Genomic DNA, 19,851 nt, shown 5'->3' with positions numbered 1-19,851 from the left:
TCAGCGCCGACGCAATTGCGAACGGAGGAGTCGTGCGATACCTCTACCGCTTCGCAGCGTCAGATCGTCAATCGGTCCATCGAACCTGGGGAACGGCTATGAAAAGCTTAATCCTTGCCGCCGCGCTGGCGGCTACCTTTACCTCTACGGGGAGCGCTCGCGACATGCCTGATGAACGTAAGCCAACCATCGTCCTCGTCCACGGCGCCTTTGCCGATTCGTCAAGCTGGAACGGGGTTGTCAGCATATTGAGGGAACGGGGCTACGCAGTCACCGCCGCTGCCAACCCGCTGCGTGGCGTATCCAGCGACGCGAAATACGTGGATACGGTGATTCAAAGCATCGACGGTCCAGTCGTGCTCGTGGGCCACTCCTACGGGGGGGCGGTAATCTCCGCAGCCGACAACCGGGCGGGCAAGATCAAGGCGCTCGTATTCGTCGCAGCATTCGAACCCGAGGTCGGGGAGAACAGCTTGGACCTCACCTCCAAATTTCCAGGGAGCACGTTGTCGGCGGCGCTCGCAGCCCCCGTGTCTCTGCCGGGCGGTGCGCACGACCTGTACATCAAGCAGGACAGGTTTCCCGAGCAGTTCGCCGCGGACGTGCCGAAGGCGCAGGCCGCGCAGATGGCCGTTGCGCAACGGCCGATCGCCGATGCGGCGCTGAGCGAGAAGTCCCAAGTCGCGGCTTGGAAGAACATTCCATCCTGGGCAGTGTACGGAACGGCCGATCGCAACATCCCCCCAGCCGCCATGGAGTTCATGGCCCAGCGAGCGAAGTCTAAGGCGGTGGTGGTAGATGGTGCTTCCCACGTCTTGATGATCTCCCATCCCGACAAGGTGGCCGACGTTATCGTGCAAGCCGCAGGCGGTTGATCGGACACTTCGTGTCTGACGCAGCCGGATGAATTGAGGCAAGCCCCGGCGACACCTGCGATGAGCACGGGGCTTGCCGAGTGGCGTGGAAGACGGAGCGTGGGAGAAATGACTTCCCCGGATGACCGGTCAATGGCCGCGTCGCAGGACGGCGGCACCGGCGAAAGCGGCGAACGTGCGATAATCGGCATTGTGCTTTTCGACGCATTCGAAACCCTGGACGTGTTCGGGCCGGTCCAAATGTGGGGCCGGCTTCCCGGCCACGAGGTGCGGATCGTAACGAGCGATGGACTGCCGGCCCGCTCGGCGCATGGGGTGCGACTGGAGGCGCATCACTCCTTCGATAGCGCACCCGGCCTTGACGTGATCATGGTCCCGGGCGGAATGGGCACCCGCTCGTTGGTCGCCGACCGGCCATTTCTGGACTTCTTGCGCAGTCGGGATGCGGAGACGACGTGGACCACCTCGGTATGCACCGGGGCAGCGCTGCTGGCTGCGGCCGGGCTGCTTAAGGGACGTCGGGCGACCACGAACAAGCGCGCGTTCGACTGGGTGGCGAAGCAGGATTCGGATGTTCGATGGCGGCGCAAGGCGCGGTGGGTGGTCGACGGCAAATACGTCACGTCATCGGGGGTTTCCGCCGGGACCGACATGGCGCTTGCGTTGGTCCAGCAAATCTACGGCCTCGCGCTTGCCGAGGATACCGCCGGCGAGGCGGAGTATGTGTGGAACAACGACCCTGAGAACGATCCCTTCTCTCCAAGTGGCCGGACCCAAAGCGCGGACGGGGATAGGAACTGACCTGTCTCGGAAGTGGAGCATGACTCCGGCCTGGCCGAGGCGAAGCAAACCAACTTCCGTGCTTTGCGATCTTCAGACAGGGATCCACCCTTCCGTTGCGCATCGCAATCATCGCGGTGACTGGTGTGGAGCGGCTCCGGGCTAGGTTTCGCCTCCGCTGCCGCTAGAATCCGATCTACCGCTGGTCCTCTCTGTGACGACAATTTGGCTCGGAACGCTGCATCGACGGCGCGCGATTGAGCCGGGTAGTCCAGAGGAACGCGCAACTTGCCGATACCATCTCGATGCCTGGGCAGTTTTAGACACCGCGCCACGGCGGTGTTCTCTCTACTGCGGCGGGTTCAGCCTCGATGATGCACGTGTCTGAGAGTCCTTCATCCAGACGCGTTGACGCCCCATCGAAGGTTGTCGGGGGCGCGCTGTACACGGCCGACCACAAGATTGATGGCGTCACGTACGCTGTGCTGGTTTGCAGCCCGATCGCACATGGCCGCATTACATCGATCGACGTGGAAGGCGCTTTGCGCATGCCCGGGATCCTTGGTGTCGTGTCGCACTTGAATGCGGCCGAGTTGCGCGGGCTGCCGGCGCCCGCCTGGCCCACAAAGCCCGAAGAATTGATCCGGCGTCCGGATCACGGAGCATCGCTCACCTTCGCAGACGCCGTTATCAGATATGCCGGTCAAGCGGTCGCCGCTGTCGTCGCCGACAGTCTGCAGGACGCCACAGCCGCCGCCCAGGCTCTTACCGTGACCTACGACGCGGATGCGCCAATCGTCGGCCTATCCGAGCACGAGGCGGAGGCCACCGACCCTCAGACCGGCGAGATCCCGGGCGGAGAGCCCGCGACGTCTTCACGTGGCGATGCGGAAGGAGCATTGAGCGAGGCGCCAATCAGGGTGGTCGCGACCTACAAATCGCCGGCCGCGCACCACAATCCCATCGAGGCTCCCGCGACGATCGCCCAGTGGAGCGACGGTACGCTGGTGGTCTACGATTCCAACCAAGGTCCGCATATCATCGCGGCGGCGCTGGCGAGTGCCTTCGGCCTTGAGAAGAAAAGCGTTCGCGTCATCAGCGAGTTCGTCGGTGGCGCGTTCGGCTGCAAGTTGCAGCTATGGCCGCATGGCTACGTGGCCGCATTGGCTGCGCGCCTGGTGAAGCGGCCGGTCAAGCTGGTCCTCACGAGGCCCCAGATGTTCACGTCCGTCGGACACCGGCCGGACCTCATGCAGCATGTCACGCTGGGTGCGGATCAACATGGCAACCTTCTGGCGATCAGGCATGAGGCCATCGTCCAAACTGGACTGGTGGACGAGTATGTCGAGGGATGCGTAGGGCGCACCCGCACGCGCTACGCGTGCCCTAACGTTTCTGTGGTCACACGGCTCGAGCATCTGAGCCTGCCGGCCGGCACCTCGATGCGGGCACCGGGCAAGAGCACCGGTTCCTTCGCGCTGGAGAGCGCGATGGACGAACTCGCGGCTGCACTCCACATGGACCCGATCGAACTTCGCCTGCGCAACTTTGCATCTTCGGATCCAGACAGCGGCAAGCCTTGGTCAACCTCGGCCTTGAAGGAATGCTACGAAGTTGGGGCCGCCCGATTTGGATGGCGATCGGGTGGTGCCCGCCGCGGAGGGAGCGAGGGCCGGCTGCTGATCGGCCATGGCATGGCGTCCGGGAGCTATCCCCGATACGCCTCGAGGGCGACGGCCAGTGTCGTCGTGTTCGCGTCGGGACGGGCGACGATCTCTACCGGTGTCGCCGAAATCGGAACAGGGAATACGACGGTGATGCCGTGTATCGCTGCGGAGGCCCTGGGTCTGCCAGCCGACGCCGTGGAGCTCAGATTCGGCGACACCGAGCTGCCCTTCGCCCCCCAGGCTGGCGGATCGCGCATTGTGGCGAGCGTTGGCCACGCCGTGCTGCGCGCCTGCGAGGATCTGAAGAAGAAGCTCGCCGGTGAGGGCCTGTTCGGGCCGGAGAAATCGTGCGTCGAGATCCTGCGGGAGCTCGAGATCGACTCCGCCGAAGGGTACGGGGCTTGGGAGCCGGACGGGCCGCTGCCCGTGAGTGTGGAAAGCAACGCCGCCCATTTCTGCGAAGTCGCCGTCGATCCGATCTACGAGACGATACGCGTCCGTCGCTTCGTCAGCGCAGTGGATATCGGGAGAGTGCTCAGCCCCGTTACAGCGCGATCACAGGTCCTGGGCGCCATAACGATGGGGCTCGGGCAGGCCCTGTGCGAGGAGACGCTCGTCGATCCGCGGTTCGGCCGCTACCTCAACATCGATCTCGGGGAATACCTCGTGCCCGTCAGTGCCGACGTACCGAAGATCGACGTCTCGTTCGTCGGAGAGCCCGATCCTCAGAGCGGGGTCCTTGGGGCGAAGAGCGCCGGCGAGATCGGCATCGTCGGAGCAGCCGCCGCAGTCGCGAACGCTGTCTATGACGCGACAGGCTTGCGCCCGCGAACCCTACCCATCCGATACGACACGCTTGCAAGAGGAGGATCACGGCCGTGAAGCACTATATCGTGTTTCTGGAGTTCAGCGACAACTTCGAGGGTCGACGGGCGGCGTTCCGGAACGATCATCTGACAAAGGCCTGGGCGGCAGTCGATCGCGGCGAACTGGTTCTTGCCGGCGCACTCGCCAATCCGGTCGACGAAGGCATCTTCCTCTTCGCCGGCGATGGTCCCGATGCGGCTCAGAAATTCGTCGATGAGGATCCTTATATCAACAACGGGTTGGTGCGAAGCTGGCGCATCCGCGAATGGGCCACGACGGTCGGCAAAGAGGCGTCAAACATCGTGCGGCCTGACTGATGGCGCTCGAAGCCCGACCTCGTTCGGATCAAGCGTGCCCCGGGATCGAAGTGACGTTGATGGTCAACGGGTCCCAATTCAGGATGGCGCTCGATCCGAGAGTAACGCTCCTTGACGCCTTGCGGGACGGGCTCGGTCTCACCGGCAGCAAGAAGGGATGTGACCAGGGGCAGTGCGGTGCCTGCACCGTGCTCGTCAACGGCCGTCGCATAAACAGCTGCCTGTCGCTCGCGATCATGCACGATGGCGACGAAGTCACGACGATCGAGGGTCTCGGCACCGTCGAGGATCTCCATCCAGTGCAGGCCGCGTTCGTCGCGCATGACGGCCTTCAATGCGGATACTGCACGCCGGGCCAGATCTGTTCGGCGGTCGGCGCGATCGACGAATTCCGCCAAGGGCTGCCCAGCCATGTGAGCCGCGAGCTCGGTCCACCACTTCTGACCGACGATGAAATTCGCGAGCGCATGAGTGGGAACATCTGCCGTTGTGCCGCTTATCCCAACATCGTCGCGGCGATCCGCGAAGTCATGGAGGCGCGTGCATGAAGGCCTTCACCTACGAACGCGTCACAACTCCCGCCGACGCGGTCGAGGCCTTCCGGAAAGCACCTGGTTCCCGTTATCTGGCGGGTGGCACCAATCTCATCGACTTGATGAAGCTCGGCATTGAGAGCCCTGCGCATCTCATCGACGTCAATCACATCGGTCTGGACAGTGTCGAGAAAACCGCCGACGGGGGGCTCCGCATCGGGGCGATGGCCCGCAATTCGGACGTAGCGATCGACGACCGCGTTCGCAGCGACTATCCTGTATTGGCGCGGGCGTTGCTATCCGGAGCGTCGGGCCAGTTGCGCAACAAGGCGTCGGTCGGCGGAAACCTGCTGCAGCGAACGCGCTGCCTGTACTTCTACTCGGGCAATCTGCCCTGCAACAGACGCAATCCAGGCTCCGGATGCGCGGCGATCGGCGGCTTCTCGCGTTCGCTCGCGGTCATCGGGGGCAGCGATTCATGCATCGCCACGCACCCGTCCGACATGGCGGTGGCGCTTCGAGTGCTCGATGCGAAAGTCGAGACGGTCCGGCCGGACGGCGACGCTCGATCCATGCCGCTGGCGGATCTGCACGCGCTTCCCGGGGAGACGCCGCACATCGAAACGGCTCTTTCGCCCGGCGAACTCATCATGGCAATTGTCCTACCGCCGCCGATCGGTGGCGTGCAGCGCTATCTCAAGCTCCGCGACCGCGCCTCCTATGCGTTTGCGAACGTCTCCGTCGCCGTGATCGCGCACTTCGAAGATTGCGATTTGAGCGCCGTTCGCGTCGCGTTCGGCGGCTTGGCACCCAAGCCGTGGAGGGTAGAGGCAGCAGAGGAGGTTACGTCGGCCGCCGTGTCGATCGAGCGTCTAACGGAGGTCGCCCTGCACGGTGCGACACCCACCAGGGACAACGAGTATAAGTTGCCGCTGGCGAGGCGCGCACTGTCCGCGCTCATCGACGACGCTCGAGCCGGCAAGGGCTGACGGCATCGCTGATATCGATGTAGGGGCGAGATTGTGCCGATACCGGGTACGAAGCGCCGTCGTTAGCTTCAGCAGAAGCTCATGGTCGGCGCGTGCTCTCGCAGACCTCGCTAGGGCACGCTCGCCGACCTAGCTTGCGCCCTGCTGGGATAGGCGCGCGATCGTGAACTTCTTGAACGCCTCCACTGCGAGTGAGGGTTGCAGATCGGCGCGCGTGAACAGGTAGCCAGGCCATCGCCGGTGGTTCCAGTCCGGCAGGACCTCGACGAGCCGCCCCGATCGCAGCAAGTCGGCGGCAACCACGTCGAGCAGACGAACGATTCCGTAGTCGCTCAGAGCGGCCGCAACGAGCGACGGGGCATCGTTCAGCGTGAGGCCGCAGTCAGGGATGATCGTCCGATGCTGTCCAGCGGCATTGAGGAAATTCCAAGGATGGGGCTTGCCGGTCGTGTCGTCGATCATGCGTATACAGCGATGGTGCTGCACGAAATCATCCGGGCTGGTCGGTGCCCCCATCTGTTCCAGATAAGCCTGACTTGCACAAGTGATTACGCGACTCTGGCAGAGTAGGTGCTTCGATACCTCACGAGGGTCCGGTTCGCCAAAGCGTACCGCGACGTCAAAACCTTCGAGAAGGAGGTTGTCGACGCGATCGCGAACGACGACGTCCACCTTCACCTGCGGGTGCTGTTCGAGAAACTCGGGCAACATCGGGATTACTAGGTAAGGGCCGAATGCCCCGTCGGCTGAAACGCGCAGCCGGCCCTTGATACTGGCCGGTGTCGAAGGCGTCGCGATCCGCCCGAGGGACTCGAGCAGCGGCGTTGCCTCCTCAAGAAAGGTACGGCCCTGATCCGTCAGCTTGAGCGCGCGAGCATTTCGATCGAACAGACGCATCCCGGTGCGTTCTTCCAGCCGGCTGATGGCCTTGCCCACCCCCGATCGCGACAGGCCGAGCTGATCGGCGGCGCGCAGGTAGCTTCCTGCGCGCGCCACCGCCACGAAAACGGTGATTCCCGAAATGATCCGACCATCGAATAACAAGAAACCTCCGATCGTTACGTATACGTAATAGAACTTTGTACAGGTTTGCGACTGCGCGCGGCAGTCAGTTATGGACCATCAAGAATGAAGTCTGGTGACAAAATTCATCGTTCGCGCAGCGGGGGGCATGCTCTATAGCAAGTTGCATGGTCTGGTTTCCGGAAGCAGCGGAGCCGCGACGATTTTGGTCCAGCCGTCTCGCACCGCGCTAGGGAACTCTGGAAGGCGGAATACAAACGTCGAAGTGATCACCCCCGCGCCGGCGCGGGACTGCAATGTCGCGCTCCGAAAACCGGATAGTGATTGGTGGTGAGCGTTAGCTCGTCCAGCGCGCCCTGCCAGACATGACGGCCAAGTCGTTCGATAAGGTCCAGTGCCCCCTTTCGTACGAGCGGCTCGCCGCCGGTGAGGCGTATTTTGCGCACTCCCAGCCGGATGAATGCGCTTGCCAAACGTTCCAGTTCATCGATGCTGAGCTGGGTGTTGCGCGGAGCGAAGCCCGCTCGCTCCGGCAGGCAGTACACGCAGCGGAGATTGCACCGGTCGGCGAGCGACGTGCGCAGGTAGCTGATCGTGCGGCCGAAGGGATCGATCATCGGACTCCGGGCAGTCATGCGGCCGTCGCGCCGGCGCGAAGCCCATATCGCGGATAAACAAGGGGCCGCTGCCGGCGTCTTTCCTGATCCGCATCGACGACCTCGGCAAGAATCGACACCGCAAGTGTCATTGGATCGCGGGCGGAAGGAATGGTTCCGATGGGGCTGCGTATCCGAGCTATTTCGGCAGGGCCCGCGCCGAGGTCGGACAGCCGCTTCCGGCGCATTTGCCGCGCCAGGCTGCCCCCGATACTGCCGATGTAGAATGCGCTCGTCGTCAGCGCCCATAGAAGGATCTGCTCCTCCCATTCGTGATCGTGGAACAGGAGCACGACTGCAGTGAACTTGTCGGCGACACACCCGGACGGCGAGCGACCGAGCGCCAGCCCCGGGGCTCCCGCGACCCTAGCTTCCACTTCGATTCCGGCCGCCTCTGCCACGCGGGCAAGAGCCGACAGCTCGGGGCCCTTGCCGAACGCGAGCAATCGGAGCGCCGGATCGAAGGCGCGGGCGGTCGCGCCGAAGGTGCCGGCGGCGGGGAGCAACATCGCGGCGGATCTTCGCGCGTCGAGCTCGGCACAAACCCGCTCTATCTCCGCCCGGTTAGGGAAGGGATCGACGAGCATGTCGACGCCAGCACCGCACGGGAGCCGAAAATCGATGAACGGCGAACCCGCGCCGTAGCGTAGCGCTATTGCCCGGTTCGAAGAACGCGCGCGTGCGGCCTGGGCGGCAAGCTCCCGTTCGAGGCAGCCATCGCTAAGGCTTCCTGCGAGCTGGCCGTCCTCGCCGATCGCGAGCTGCGCGCCCGGCGAGCGCGAGAAGCTTCCGTCGACGTTCAGCAGCGTGCACAATGCCCCCGGCACCGCGCGGAGCAGGCGGAGCGCCGCTTGTTCGCCTGTATCTGTCCCAGATTGCTTCACGGCGCTGCGAGACCCGGCGAATGCTGCGCCCTCTTTGCCCCCCACTCTGCCTTGATTGCAGGACCATCTCGGGGGCCCGCGTCGCCGGGAAACAAGCGGATCGGACGTCTCATAAAGTGCCGAGTGCTTCGGCGAACATGTCCCCGAGGCGGACTGGCAGGTTTCTGAACCGCCGGCCCAGAGCATTCACGATGGCGGCAGCGACGCCGGTCATGGCGATCAAGCCCTGCGCTGGCAACCGACAAAAGGCTTGTTTGCGATGGCCCTACTGCTTGCCTGAGGCGAAGGGTAGGGACGCTGATCCCTTTCACGGCTTCAGGCCCGGCAAGAGTTTGTCCAGCGTGATTGGGAACTCCCGGACACGGACGCCGGTGGCATTATAGATGGCGTTGGCGAATGCCGCGCCGGCTCCGCAGACACCAAGCTCCCCCACGCCCTTCACGTTGAGCGGGTTCGCGACGGTGTCGCGTTCTTCGAGAAATAGCACGTCGATCTCGGGGATGTCCGCATGAACGGGGACATGGTATTCTCCCAGATCGCGGTTGACGACCTTTCCGGTGCGCGGATCGTGCACCATTTCCTCCGTCATCGCTCCGCCGATGCCGAATACGATCCCCCCAATAGCCTGTGAGGTCGCAGTCCTCATGTTCAAGATGCGACCGGCCGCGAACACGCTGTTCCAGCGGCTCACGCGAATCTCGCCAGTCGTGGCATTGACGCGCACCTCGCAGAAGTGCGCACCATACGAACACTGGTCGTAGGCCTTGTTGCCCTCGCCGGGGGCGGCGGATCCATCGACGCTCATCCCGTCGCCGGCCAGGTCGCGGATCTGACGCTGGACGCCGTCCGCCGTAAGGCAGCCATCGCTGAATGTCGCTTTTTCGATCGCGATCCCTGCTGCGTTGGCGAGCATGGTACGGAGCTTCTGGCATGCTGCGTACACCGCTGATCCACTGGTCGCTGCGCCCCAGCTGCCACCGGAGCCCGCGCTGGCGGGGCTGTCGGTATCTCCGAGCCGCACATCGACGTTCCCAATCGGCACGCCGAGCAGGTCCGACGCGATTTGAGCCAGCACGGTGTACGTGCCGGTTCCGATATCGGTCATCTCGGTTTCGATGACGACGCGACCGTCGGCACCGATCCGAACTCTGGCGGCACTCGGTCCGAACAGATTGCCGCGGCTGGCGGACGCCATCCCGCACCCGATTAGCCACGCGCCCTCGCGAAGGGAGCCCGGTACCAGAGTCCGGTTCTTCCAGCCGAAGCGTTCCGCGCCGAGGCGAAGGCATTCGGTCAACGCCCTGGTCGAGAACGGGTGGCCGCTCTCGGGGTGCACTTGCGGATCGTTGCGTAGTCTGAGTTCCACCGGATCGAGCTGCAGCTTCTCGGCGAGCTCATCCATCGCGCATTCGAGGGCGAGCAGCCCAACCGCCTCCCCCGGCGCACGCATCGACACCCCGAGCAGCTTGTTCACTCGGACAACCTTATGATCGACCATACGATTGTCGCCGGCGTAGAGGGAATGGGTGGCGATGCCGGCGGGTTCGAAGAAAATCTCGCCTGCCAATTGGTCGGTGGTCGTCTCGTGAGAGATCGCGGTGAGGCAACCGGAGCCGTTCGCGGCCAGGCGCAGGCGCTGTCGTGTCGCCGGCCGACGGCCGGTCGTCTCGAAAACCTGCTGCCGCGACAGGGTCACCTTGACCGGCCGCCCAGTCACTTCGGACGCCACCGCGGCGGCAACGATCTCCGGCATGAGGCCAAGCTTGCCGCCGAAGCCCCCGCCGACGAACGGCGACTGGATTCGCACCTTGCCAGGCTCGATCGCGAGGGCGGTGGCGAGCTGGTTGCGCGCCAGGATCGGAGATTGGCAGCTTCCGTTTATGGTGAGGTGCCCGTCCCGCCACTGCGCGATCGCTGCGTGCGGTTCCATCGCCGCATGCGCTTGGCTGGGCGTCGTCCAGACCTCGTCTACCCAGGCGTAGGCTTCCGCCATCGCCTTGTCGACGTCGCCTTGCTCGCTATGGATCTGGAATAGTCCGAAAATGTCGTCGGTCGGCGGCTGCGCTTGGTCGAGCGCGTTATCGAAATCGAAGATCCCCTCTTCGAGTTCGTACTCGACCTGGACGGCAGCCGCTGCCGCCCTGGCCGCCTCGAACGTCTCCGCGACCGCGACTGCAATCGGTTGCCCGAAATATACGACGTCGCGGACGCCCTGTGGCGGGGCAGCGTCGCCGCCGAAATCGCCCCCGTTTCGGATCAGCCGCTCATCGTCGATCAAGGCGAGAACGCCGGGCATCGCGCAAGCGGTCTCGGTCCGCAGCCCGGTCACCCGGCCACGCCCGAATGGCGCGCGAACGAACGCGCCGTGCAAAAGTCCGTCCACGTGGTGCTCGGCCGCGTATTTGGCGCGTCCCGTGACCTTGAGTGGACCGTCTATCCGGCGGACGGCGCTTCCGACGACGGGGGTGGGCACGACGTCGAGCAGGCTGCTCTCGAACGTGCCATCCATGACGACGCTTGCCGTCGCCTCGGTTCGCCCGTCGGTCATGCCGCACCTCCCGTAATCTCCTCAAGGGTTGCGGTCAGCGTCCGTCGCAGGAGTGAAATCTTGAAGTCGTTGCCGCCGCGCCCTTCCGCATTGCGCAGCACAAGGTCCGCGACGTGAGCGAATAGCGTGCCGCTCGGAGGTTCGCCCCGAAGCGCGGCTTCCGCCTCTCGATCGCGCCATGGCATGGTTCCGATCCCGCCGAAGGCCAGCGAGGCGCTCGCGATGCGTCCATTCTCCACGGCGACGATCGTGGCTATCGAGACGAGAGCAAACGCGTAGGAGGCGCGGTCGCGCACCTTCACATAGCGGTGTTCGCCAGTTGCTGGCGGCGGAAGTAGCATATGGGTAATAAGTTCGCCCGCTTCGAGGTTTGTGTCGATGTGCGGCGTGTCTCCTGGCAGCCGGTACAGCTCTTCCAGGGTCCGGGACTTTCGAGCGCCGGAATGCTCGATGCTTTCGACACTTGCATCGAGCGCCCGCATTGCCACTGCCATGTCGGAGGGATGGGACGCGATGCATTGGTCGGAGGTCCCAAGTATGGCCATGATCCGGTTGAAGCCGCCGATGGCGGAACACCCGGATCCCGGTTCGCGCTTGTTGCATGGTGCGGCAGGGTCGTAGAAATAGTAGCACCGCGTCCGCTGAAGCAGATTTCCTGCCGTGGTGGCCTTGTTGCGCAGCTGCGCCGACGCCCCGGCGAGGATTGCTCGCGAGAGTAAAGGATAGCGCGATCGTACCAAAGGGTGGGCCGCCAGATCGGAATTCGGCACGAGAGCGCCGATGCGCAGCCCGCCCTCCGTGGTTTGACTGATAGTTCGCAGTTCGAGTCCGTTGATGTCCACCAGACGCTTTGGCCGATCGATTCCAAGCTTCATCAGGTCGAGCAAATTGGTGCCGCCAGCGATGAAGCGTGTATCGGGCCGCTCGGTCGCGGCAGCGAGTGAGGCTTCGGTCGTAGCGGGACGAATGTAGTCGAATGGGGTCACGCCGCGTCTTTCAACGTAGCGGCGTAACTTTCTATCGCCGCCACGATCCCCGGGTAGGCAGCGCAGCGGCAGAGGTTCCCACTCATACGCTCGCGGATTTCCGATATGGTCAGGGCAGGGTTTTCCTCGATCGCCGTGGTTACGTGGCTGGGCCAGCCCGCGTCGACCTCCGCGAGCATGCCAAGCGCCGAGCAAATCTGCCCCGAGGTGCAATATCCGCACTGGAATCCGTCGTGCTCGATGAATTCCGACTGCAGCGGATGTAGGTTCTCAGGTAACCCCAGCCCCTCGATCGTGGTTATGTCATCACCCGAGTGCATGATAGCCAGCGTCAGGCAGCTGTTTATGCGGCGACCGTTGATCAAGACCGTGCACGCGCCGCACTGACCATGGTCACACCCTTTCTTGGTGCCGGTTAGGCCCAGGTGCTCGCGCAACGCGTCGAGTACGCTAGTCCGTCCATCGACGTTCAACGCGAGCGCTTGCCCGTTGATCGTCAGCCTCACGTCTGCTGTGGCTCCTGCTTCGATCCATCGATCGGTCATACTATTGTGACTCTCAGTTGGGGCGCATGCGATCAACGCAGAGCGCCCAATGCGGCAGGCATTTCGGGCGCTGTCCGCTCCGGGGCGGACGATCTCTACGGCTTACGTGGCGGGGGCGGACGATCGAGCACTGCCTTGAACGATGGAATGTCGAGGAACGCCGTCACGTCGACGACCCGCCGATCCTTGACCGTCATGATCCACAGATAGGTGTTTCGGTACTTGGTCCCGTCGTAGACATCGCCTTCCCCGTCCCAGAACACGATGACCTCGTCACCGTCGGCCCATATGCGCCTGACGGTGGGCTTCAGGGGGCCTTTCAATCTGGCAGCGAGAGGTTTGGCGGCAGCGTCCAGCAAAGCCTCGCGCGAATGGTAGGTCTTGGCGATCTCCGGATCGGAACCCATGATGCGCCAGGTGGCGTTTTCCGCGAGTAGGCTGAAGACGTCGCCTTTCCCGGCGGACCAATCGTCGAACGCACGCTTGATCATTGCGCGGTTAACCGCCGTCGAACTCTCGGACATTCTTTCGCTCCCTTGAGCTGCCGAAATCGCAGGAAACACGAAGCTCAGCGACAAGGCTGCAAGCCATGCAATCACGCGCATCTTGGACACCGCTCCCGGCACTTGAGATTGAGGGACGACCATAGGGCGAACCGATCGTCGCTCTGGCGCCTAAATGTCCGGTCTGCGACGAGCCAAAGTCGCGCATGGACCATGCCGACGCATCGAAGAGCGGAGCAGGGGGGCCTCAACTACTCCAGTGGCGCGCTGCCGAGCGCTTCCCTCGCGGCGAGCGCAGATTCTCATATTTCGGTTCACCCGGGCTTTCCCCGCAGCCGCAGACAGACGCCGTCAGTATTGATCGATGCCTACTAGCCAGCTCAAGATGTTGTATTTGTGAAGATATGGCGAGCGGAATGGTGCGCGGGCGCTACACCTTTTGAACATTCGTAGTTTTGGCATCTCCCCGGTCGAGAGTCCGCTCGCGATCAGGCTAATTTTGAAGCTGTCGGTCAGCTTTCGGCCCGTCACTTGTTCCAAATGGCCACTAAGTGTCACGGCATAGTCCGCTTGGACATGGGAAGCGTAACCGTTGCAGCGAGGCCGCCTTGGGCGGCTTCCTCGAGCTTCAGTGCGCCCCCATGAAGTGCGGCGAGTTCCCGCGCGATGGCAAGCCCGAAGCCATGGCCGTCGCCACGCTCGTCCAGCCTGACGCCCGGAGCGGTCGCACGGTCGCGTTCCGCGGCCGGAATCCCCGGTCCATCGTCGGAAACTTCGAACCGAAGCATTCGGCCGTCGGGCTGAACTTCGATTGCGACGCCTGTGCGCGCGTATCGCGCAGCATTGTCGATCAGATTGCCGAGCAACTCGTCAAAATCGGACGGGCCGATCGCAACGGCATAATCGCGCGCTGAGTCCACTTCGACCGTAATATTTCGGCTCGCATGGAGCTGCGATATTGTGTGGACCAATGCTTCCAGCGCCGGCGCCACGCGAGTCACCGCTCTAATCGAGGACGAATCCAGCCGGGCGCGAGACAAATGGTGCCGGATCGTCGTATCGATCCGCTCGACCTGCGCCGCACGCGGATCATCGCGCAGGTCCAAAGCCAGCGTCGCGACCGGGGTCTTGAGCGCATGCGCGAGATTGGCGGCGGACGCACGAGCGGATGCGAGAGCCGCGGCGTTGTCGCGGACAAGCGCGTTCAATTCCTCGGCAAGCGGGCGAAGTTCTTCAGGCTGTGCTTCATCGACTCTCTCGATGCTCCCGTCACGGACCGCAGCGACCCCATCGCGCAAGCGGCGGACGGGACGAAGGCCAAGCCGGATCTGCGACAACGCCGCCAAGCCTAGCAGGGCGCCGATCGTCGCCAGCATCCCCAAGAGCGGAAGCAGCGCGTCGCGAACCGGACGCTCAATAATGTCCCGCGGCGCTGTCGCGAATATCGTCACTGCCCCGCCAGGCGTTTCCAGGCGCAGCGCGCGACCGTGCACGGCATCGCCATCACGGCTCAGCCCCTCGATCGGCCGTACATGACCACGCCCCCCTGCACCGGTCAGGTGCTCCGGCCGCCCAGCCTCGATTTGCGGAAAATCTTCGGATCCGAGCTCCAGGGCGGGCGCCTCGACTCGCCAACGCCATCCCGGCCCCGCATCGAGCGCGCCCTGCACCTGGCGCAGGCGCGTGCGGTCCAGCGTGCCGTCCTTGCCGACCGCCGTAGCAATCAGCGCGAGCTGGGCATCGAGGCGGCGGTCGATGCCCTGTGTCACCACGCGCCCGAGAATTCCCGCCACGATCACACCGGCCAGCAGCAGCGCAACCAGCGTCGCGGTCGCCGACAAGGCGAGCATTCGTCCCTGGATCGATCGTGGCGCCAGCCTCATGATGGGGCGCTCTCGTAGAGCCGGTATCCGCGCCCGCGCACCGTCTCGATCAACTCGGCTCCGATCTTCTTGCGCAGCCGGCCTATGATGACCTCCAGGCTGTTGGAATCGGTGTCCGCATCGCCCTCATAGACGCGCTCGAGCAGGTCGAGCCGCTCGATCACCACGCCCTTGGCGAGGGTCAGTGCGGAAAGCACGCGCCACTCAAGCGCCGTCAGTCGAAGCGGCAGGCCGTCCAGTTCGAACTGCCCGGTTTGCGCGTCAAAGGCGAGTGGTCCGGAGGTGATGCGCGTGGCAGCATGTCCCGCGGCCCGCCGGACCAGCGCGCGCAACCGCATCGTCAGTTCCTCGACCCGGAACGGCTTGGTCAAGTAATCGTCCGCACCCGCCTTGAACCCTGCGACCTTGTCGGACCAGCCATCGCGCGCGGTGAGCACCAGCACGGGCAGTGTGCGGCCGGCCTCGCGCCACTCCCGCAGCACGGTAAAGCCGTCCTTCCCCGGCAGGCCAAGGTCGAGAACGGCTGCGTCATAATGCTCGGTATCGCCAAGATGCCCGGCATCGATTCCGTTCGCCGCCAGATCGACGGCACAATTCTCCTGCCGCAGCGCGCGGGCGATGGCGGGGCCCAGATCGGGATCGTCTTCGACTAGCAGGATGCGCATGCGCTTTGGCTACCTCCCGAGCTTAAACCCAAACTGAACGCCAGGGTTCAGCGGGGCGTGGGGCGGCGAGTCGTACCTCCCTGTCATCAACGACAAGGAGACTGACGATGACGACTCTCAAGGACAAGTTCCCGCGCCTTTCGCGTGGCCCCGTGCTGGGCGCCGGCGCCGCACTGCTGCTCGCGCTTGGCGCCGCGGGGGGCGCCGGCGCCGTTTCGCTGATGCGCCCGCCGATCGAGATGGCGCCACTTAACGCTACTCCGATCGGAAAGCTCTCAAGCGGCAGCGGTGTCGTTACGGTCAAGGGCAAGGTGATCGACGTGTTTGGCGACCGTATCGTGGTCCAGGACCAGACCGGTAAAACGATGATCGATGTCGGGCGCGCTTCGAATCTTGGCCTTGCGGCCGGGCAAGATGTGACAGCGCAGGGGCGCTATGACGACGGCCAGTTTCGGGCTTCCTATCTGGTCGGGGCAAATGGTCGGGTGAATGCGATAGGCCCCGCCGGCGCCCCGCCGCACGGGCCCCGCGAACCGGGTGGGCCAGGCCGTCCGCCGCATGAATCGTCGCCGATCAGTCGGTCCGACCGTGCTGCGCCGCCGCTGCCGGCACCGGCCGGCTGCGACGATCGCCCAAGCGCACAGGCTGCGCCGCCTCCACCCCCAGTTGCGGTTTCGCCCGAAGCAACGAACGTCAGTACCGCGAGATAGGCAAGCGAGGCCGCGGCCGTAACACCCGCGGCCTCGCTCTACTGTGGCGCTGATTTCATACTGACGAGATCTCGACGTGAATAACGTCCGCTTTTGCGGGTCGTTTGAGCGGAAGCGGCCTGTCTAATGCGCATCGGTGAGGCGCGGCATCAGCGTCTGCCTAGTGCCGTCGATGACGTAGGCGCCGCGGATCAGGATCGTCGCGGTTGCGGGATCGGCAGCGTCACCGAGCAGCAGCGTGCCCAGCGCGGAGCGGCGGCTCAGCTTGGCCGCCATCAGGCCGCTGGCCCCGTGAAGCGCTCCACGCCGTCGACGAAGGTGCGCAGCACGCTCGTCTTGAGATACTGGTCGGCCGGCACGGTGAGCAGGTTGCGGTCGAGCACTACCAGGTCGGCGAGATAACCCGGCGCGATCCGCCCCAGTCGGTCTTCCTGGAACCCCGCATAGGCTGCCGTCTGCGTATAGGCGGTCAGCGTCTGCTCGATCGAGATGCGCTGCTCGGGATGCCAGCCATTGGGGTTGGCGCCGTCGATCGTGTGACGCTGGACCGCGGCGTCTATGCCGGTGAGCGGATCGATCGGCGCGACCGGCCAGTCCGATCCGAAGCACGTCTTCACGCCGGCCTTGAGCAGGGTGTTGAAGGCGTAGGTGCGCTTCAGCCGCTCCTCGCCGATCCGCTTGACCGCCCAGCGGCCGTCATCGGCGGCGTGATAGGGCTGGACCGAAGCGATGATCTTCTGCTGCGCCATCCGCGTCCACGCGCCGGGCGCGAGATGCTGGGCATGCTCGATCCGGAAGCGCCGGTCGCGCCGGCCGTTGCGCTGCGCGGCATCCCGGTAGATGTCGAGCACCACGTCATTGGCTTCGTCGCCGATCGCATGGGTGGTGAGGTGGAGCCCGGCGGCATCGGCGGCGGGAATCCAGCGCTTCATGTCCTCGACCGGAACCGACCATACGCCGCGCTGGTCGTGCGCATCGACATAGGGCGCGTAGAAGCGCGCCGTGCGCGCGCCGAGCGAGCCGTCCGACACGCATTTGAGCCCGCCCCAGCGCACCCAGTCGTCGCCCTTGCCTTCCGCCTTGACCAAGTCCGCCATCCGCGCCCAATCGGCAAGCGGGACGAAGGAATAGAAGCGCAAGCCCGTCGGGCCCTTTTGCCGCAGCCGGCGCGCCGCGTCCTGCACCGACCAGTCGATTTCGGTATTGTGGATCTGCGCGACGCCCTTGCTCAGCGCATTGTCGATGCCGCTGCGCATATACGCGTCTACCATTGCCTCGGTGGGCGGCGGGATCACCTCGAGCACGCGGTTCCGCGCATTGTCCTTGAGCACGCCGGTCGGCTCGCCCTTCTCGTCGCGCTCGATCACGCCGCCGGGTACGTCTGGGGTGTTGCGATCGATCCCGGCGAGCTTGAGCGCTGCCGAATTGAGGAACAGCGAATGGAGATCGGTGCGGGGGATCGCGATCGGCGTGTCCGCCGAGACCGCGTCGACCCACTCCTTGCGTGGAAGCTGGCCGCCGAAGCGCTGCTCGTCCCACGGCCCGCCGGCAAGCCACTGGCCCTTGGGCACTTCGCGCACCGCCTTGCCGATCCGGTCGACCCATTCTTCGCGCGAGCGGACTTCGAGCAGATCGGGCTGGGTGAGGTTGGGCGAGCCGAGCAGGAAGTGCGTGTGGCAATCGATGAAGGCGGGCATCACGAACGCGCCCTTGCAATCGATTACCCGCGTTTTCGGCCCCATCGCCGAACGCACCGCGCGTGCGCCGAGCGCCGCGATGCGGTTGCCGGAAATGCCGACTGCATCGGACATGCCGCTCCCCGTCCACACCTGCGCGTTGGTCAGCGCGACGTCGAGCGTGCCGGCAGCGGCAAAGGCCGGACCGCACAGCATCGCTGCCGCCCCCGACGCGACGAAACCGCGTCGCGTGATCTCATAGGGCATGGTTCTACCTCCTATTGTGCGGATTGATGCTGCACTGCGACGTGGCATCAATCCGCGCCAGCGCCAATCACCGATATTCGAGCCGGATGGCGAAAGTGCGCGGGGGGACACGCACGTCGTAGTCGCCGGTGGGGACGCCCGCGCTGCCGGTGACGAAGCGATTCTGATTGGTGATGGTGTCGATATAGCGTCGCGCGGATGCGCTCGCTTGCCTCGATCGAGAAGCGCCCGAGTATCAAAACGCCCTCGATATGAAGCCGTCAAATTGTCCCCATCGTCGCGGGCGGGGCAGGGAGGGCGCTCCCGAGGCGCGGCATTATGTTGCGGGCGAGTTCGCTGGTCATGGCATGTGGGATCGCGCATAGTCCGAAGGCGGACGGATTAGGCGCAGGGCACTAGGGACGATGTTCGCGGACTGCGGGGGGCGATGGCGGAGCAAGCGACGGCGCAAGGCGAATTGCTCGGTCTCGTCACGCCGGCGTTGCGGCGGGAAGTGGCAGTGCGGCTCCGCACCATCTCCGCGTTGCGCAATCGCATGCTGTTGTCGGTCGGCCAGACGACCAAGGACGTTTTCTTCCTTTCGTCGGGGGAGGTTCACGTCGTGCTGTATTCGCCCGATGGGCGCATTGTGACGGTGCAGACGGTTCGGGCGCCGGCGATGTTCGGTGAGTTGGCGGCGATCGACGATCAGCCGCGATCGGCGAGCGTGATCGCGGCAACCGAGGTGACGCTGGCCCGCATGGCCCAGGCAGATTTCCTGCGATGCCTCGAAGATTCGCCCGCCGCCGCGTTGTGGCTAGCCCGACGGATGGCGGTATCGATCCGGCGGCTTACCGACCAGGTGTTCGAGCTGAGCGCGCTGAGCGTCGGCGATCGCATCCGCTGCGAGCTGCTGCGGCTCGCGAATGCGCATCTCGCGGAAGACACGCTGATCCGGATCAGCCCGGCGCCCACCCATGCCGAGATCGCGAGCCGCGTCGGCACCCATCGGGAGGCCGTCACGCGCGAACTCAACCTGCTGGCCGAGGAGGGAATCCTGCGGCACGGCCGGCGATGGATCGAGGTCGTCGATCTGGGCCGGTTGGCGGCATCGGCGATCTCCGCCGAGCATTGAGCCGGGGTCAGCCCAGGATTCGCGCCGTGGCGTCTCCGGCTGCAGTGGTCAGCGCGATCGCCGCCCGCACGGGGCCAGGGGTTACCGGCAGGTCGCGAAGCAGGCCGAGGATCTGCCTTGCGATCGGCCAATAGCGGCAGAAGAGTTCGCGGGAAGATGCATCGGGGAGCGCGATCATGTCCGGTGCGGAGACGTCCAGGGCCCCCAGAGCGGTCGCGAGCTGGCGTTGTTCGTTGGCGGAAAGATCAAATGACATCGGCGCTTTTCCTCCGGCCTGTGAAGCGCGACCCCGATGCGCGGATGCGCGCTCCCGCTGCGGGGAGCCGCGGACGAACGGTCGGCCGGCAGGCCGGCAGCTATGGC

General features: G+C 64.7%; 20 protein-coding genes and 1 pseudogene. 8 read left to right on the top strand and 13 right to left on the bottom strand.

Features of this window, described 5'->3' with window-relative positions:
- Nucleotides 1–98: 98 nt before the first annotated feature.
- The 6 genes from RZN05_RS13190 (at nt 99) to RZN05_RS13165 (ending at nt 6,028) form a co-directional block, all read left to right on the top strand.
- Nucleotides 99–875: an alpha/beta fold hydrolase gene (locus tag RZN05_RS13190; RefSeq protein WP_317227065.1), complete on the top strand. Its 777-nt coding sequence runs from the start codon at nt 99–101 to the stop codon at nt 873–875.
- Nucleotides 876–983: 108 nt separating this feature from the next.
- Nucleotides 984–1,676 (top strand): DJ-1/PfpI family protein, encoded by a 693-nt coding sequence (locus RZN05_RS13185; protein WP_317227064.1) that lies wholly within the window; start codon nt 984–986, stop codon nt 1,674–1,676.
- Between the two features lie 350 nt (nt 1,677–2,026).
- Nucleotides 2,027–4,204, top strand: a complete 2,178-nt coding sequence (locus RZN05_RS13180; RefSeq protein WP_317227063.1) for a xanthine dehydrogenase family protein molybdopterin-binding subunit — start codon at nt 2,027–2,029, stop codon at nt 4,202–4,204.
- A complete protein-coding gene (locus RZN05_RS13175) occupies nt 4,201–4,506 on the top strand; it encodes a YciI-like protein (protein ID WP_317227062.1) in 306 nt (101 codons plus the stop codon). The genes RZN05_RS13180 and RZN05_RS13175 overlap by 4 nt, the downstream gene beginning before the upstream one ends.
- Nucleotides 4,506–5,054: a 2Fe-2S iron-sulfur cluster-binding protein gene (locus RZN05_RS13170; RefSeq protein WP_317227061.1), complete on the top strand. Its 549-nt coding sequence runs from the start codon at nt 4,506–4,508 to the stop codon at nt 5,052–5,054. Before RZN05_RS13175 ends, RZN05_RS13170 begins: the two co-directional genes overlap by 1 nt.
- A complete protein-coding gene (locus RZN05_RS13165; RefSeq protein WP_317227060.1) occupies nt 5,051–6,028 on the top strand; it encodes an FAD binding domain-containing protein in 978 nt (325 codons plus the stop codon). The genes RZN05_RS13170 and RZN05_RS13165 overlap by 4 nt, the downstream gene beginning before the upstream one ends.
- Before the next feature lie 129 nt (nt 6,029–6,157).
- On the opposite strand, the gene RZN05_RS13160 is transcribed toward RZN05_RS13165, so the two are convergent.
- The 10 genes and pseudogenes from RZN05_RS13160 to RZN05_RS13120 form a co-directional block, all read right to left on the bottom strand.
- The gene (locus RZN05_RS13160) at nt 6,158–7,072 is read right to left on the bottom strand and encodes a LysR family transcriptional regulator (protein WP_317227059.1); all 915 of its coding nucleotides are present in this window, start codon (nt 7,070–7,072) and stop codon (nt 6,158–6,160) included.
- A gap of 248 nt (nt 7,073–7,320) precedes the next feature.
- Complete coding sequence (locus RZN05_RS13155; protein ID WP_317227058.1) at nt 7,321–7,668, bottom strand: radical SAM protein; 348 nt, start codon at nt 7,666–7,668, stop codon at nt 7,321–7,323.
- Nucleotides 7,669–7,682: 14 nt separating this feature from the next.
- Nucleotides 7,683–8,294, bottom strand: coding sequence for an XdhC family protein (locus tag RZN05_RS13150; protein WP_317227057.1), 612 nt, complete (start codon nt 8,292–8,294; stop codon nt 7,683–7,685).
- 63 nt (nt 8,295–8,357) lie between these two features.
- Nucleotides 8,358–8,777 (bottom strand): annotated as a pseudogene (locus RZN05_RS20670) (XdhC family protein); the annotation flags it as partial.
- A 121-nt stretch (nt 8,778–8,898) separates the two neighbouring features.
- Entirely contained in the window at nt 8,899–11,139 is a 2,241-nt protein-coding gene (locus tag RZN05_RS13145) for a xanthine dehydrogenase family protein molybdopterin-binding subunit (protein ID WP_317227056.1), read from the bottom strand.
- Nucleotides 11,136–12,125, bottom strand: a complete 990-nt coding sequence (locus RZN05_RS13140; protein ID WP_394804804.1) for an FAD binding domain-containing protein — start codon at nt 12,123–12,125, stop codon at nt 11,136–11,138. The genes RZN05_RS13145 and RZN05_RS13140 overlap by 4 nt, the downstream gene beginning before the upstream one ends.
- Nucleotides 12,122–12,670 (bottom strand): 2Fe-2S iron-sulfur cluster-binding protein, encoded by a 549-nt coding sequence (locus tag RZN05_RS13135; RefSeq protein ID WP_317227055.1) that lies wholly within the window; start codon nt 12,668–12,670, stop codon nt 12,122–12,124. Before RZN05_RS13135 ends, RZN05_RS13140 begins: the two co-directional genes overlap by 4 nt.
- 95 nt (nt 12,671–12,765) lie before the next feature.
- A complete protein-coding gene (locus tag RZN05_RS13130) occupies nt 12,766–13,275 on the bottom strand; it encodes a nuclear transport factor 2 family protein (RefSeq protein WP_317227054.1) in 510 nt (169 codons plus the stop codon).
- A 452-nt stretch (nt 13,276–13,727) separates the two neighbouring features.
- Nucleotides 13,728–15,023: a sensor histidine kinase gene (locus RZN05_RS13125; protein WP_317227620.1), complete on the bottom strand. Its 1,296-nt coding sequence runs from the start codon at nt 15,021–15,023 to the stop codon at nt 13,728–13,730.
- A gap of 29 nt (nt 15,024–15,052) precedes the next feature.
- Nucleotides 15,053–15,721 carry a response regulator transcription factor gene (locus tag RZN05_RS13120; protein WP_317227053.1) on the bottom strand — a complete coding sequence of 223 codons (669 nt, stop codon included), beginning with the start codon at nt 15,719–15,721 and terminating at the stop codon, nt 15,053–15,055.
- Between the two features lie 107 nt (nt 15,722–15,828).
- On the opposite strand from RZN05_RS13120, the gene RZN05_RS13115 reads away from it, so the two are divergent.
- Nucleotides 15,829–16,431 (top strand): hypothetical protein, encoded by a 603-nt coding sequence (locus RZN05_RS13115; protein WP_317227052.1) that lies wholly within the window; start codon nt 15,829–15,831, stop codon nt 16,429–16,431.
- 123 nt (nt 16,432–16,554) lie between these two features.
- Here the strand turns inward: RZN05_RS13115 and RZN05_RS13110 are convergent, their stop codons facing one another.
- Both RZN05_RS13110 and RZN05_RS13105 read right to left on the bottom strand, forming a co-directional pair.
- The gene (locus RZN05_RS13110) at nt 16,555–16,707 is read right to left on the bottom strand and encodes a hypothetical protein (RefSeq protein ID WP_317227051.1); all 153 of its coding nucleotides are present in this window, start codon (nt 16,705–16,707) and stop codon (nt 16,555–16,557) included.
- Entirely contained in the window at nt 16,707–18,374 is a 1,668-nt protein-coding gene (locus RZN05_RS13105; protein ID WP_317227050.1) for an amidohydrolase, read from the bottom strand. The genes RZN05_RS13110 and RZN05_RS13105 overlap by 1 nt, the downstream gene beginning before the upstream one ends.
- Nucleotides 18,375–18,801: 427 nt before the next feature.
- Between RZN05_RS13105 and RZN05_RS13100 the strand changes: the two genes are divergently transcribed.
- Entirely contained in the window at nt 18,802–19,488 is a 687-nt protein-coding gene (locus RZN05_RS13100) for a Crp/Fnr family transcriptional regulator (protein ID WP_317227049.1), read from the top strand.
- Nucleotides 19,489–19,495: 7 nt separating this feature from the next.
- On the opposite strand, the gene RZN05_RS13095 is transcribed toward RZN05_RS13100, so the two are convergent.
- On the bottom strand, nt 19,496–19,744 hold the full coding sequence (locus tag RZN05_RS13095) for a hypothetical protein (protein ID WP_317227048.1): 249 nt from the start codon (nt 19,742–19,744) through the stop codon (nt 19,496–19,498).
- Between the last annotated feature and the right edge of the window lie 107 nt (nt 19,745–19,851).

Origin of the sequence: Sphingomonas sp. HF-S4 (genome assembly GCF_032911445.1) — a bacterium.
GTDB classification, from domain to species: Bacteria; Pseudomonadota; Alphaproteobacteria; order Sphingomonadales; family Sphingomonadaceae; genus Sphingomonas; species Sphingomonas agrestis.
Note: the sequence above shows the minus strand (reverse complement) of the source record. Positions and strands in the feature narration are given on the sequence as shown.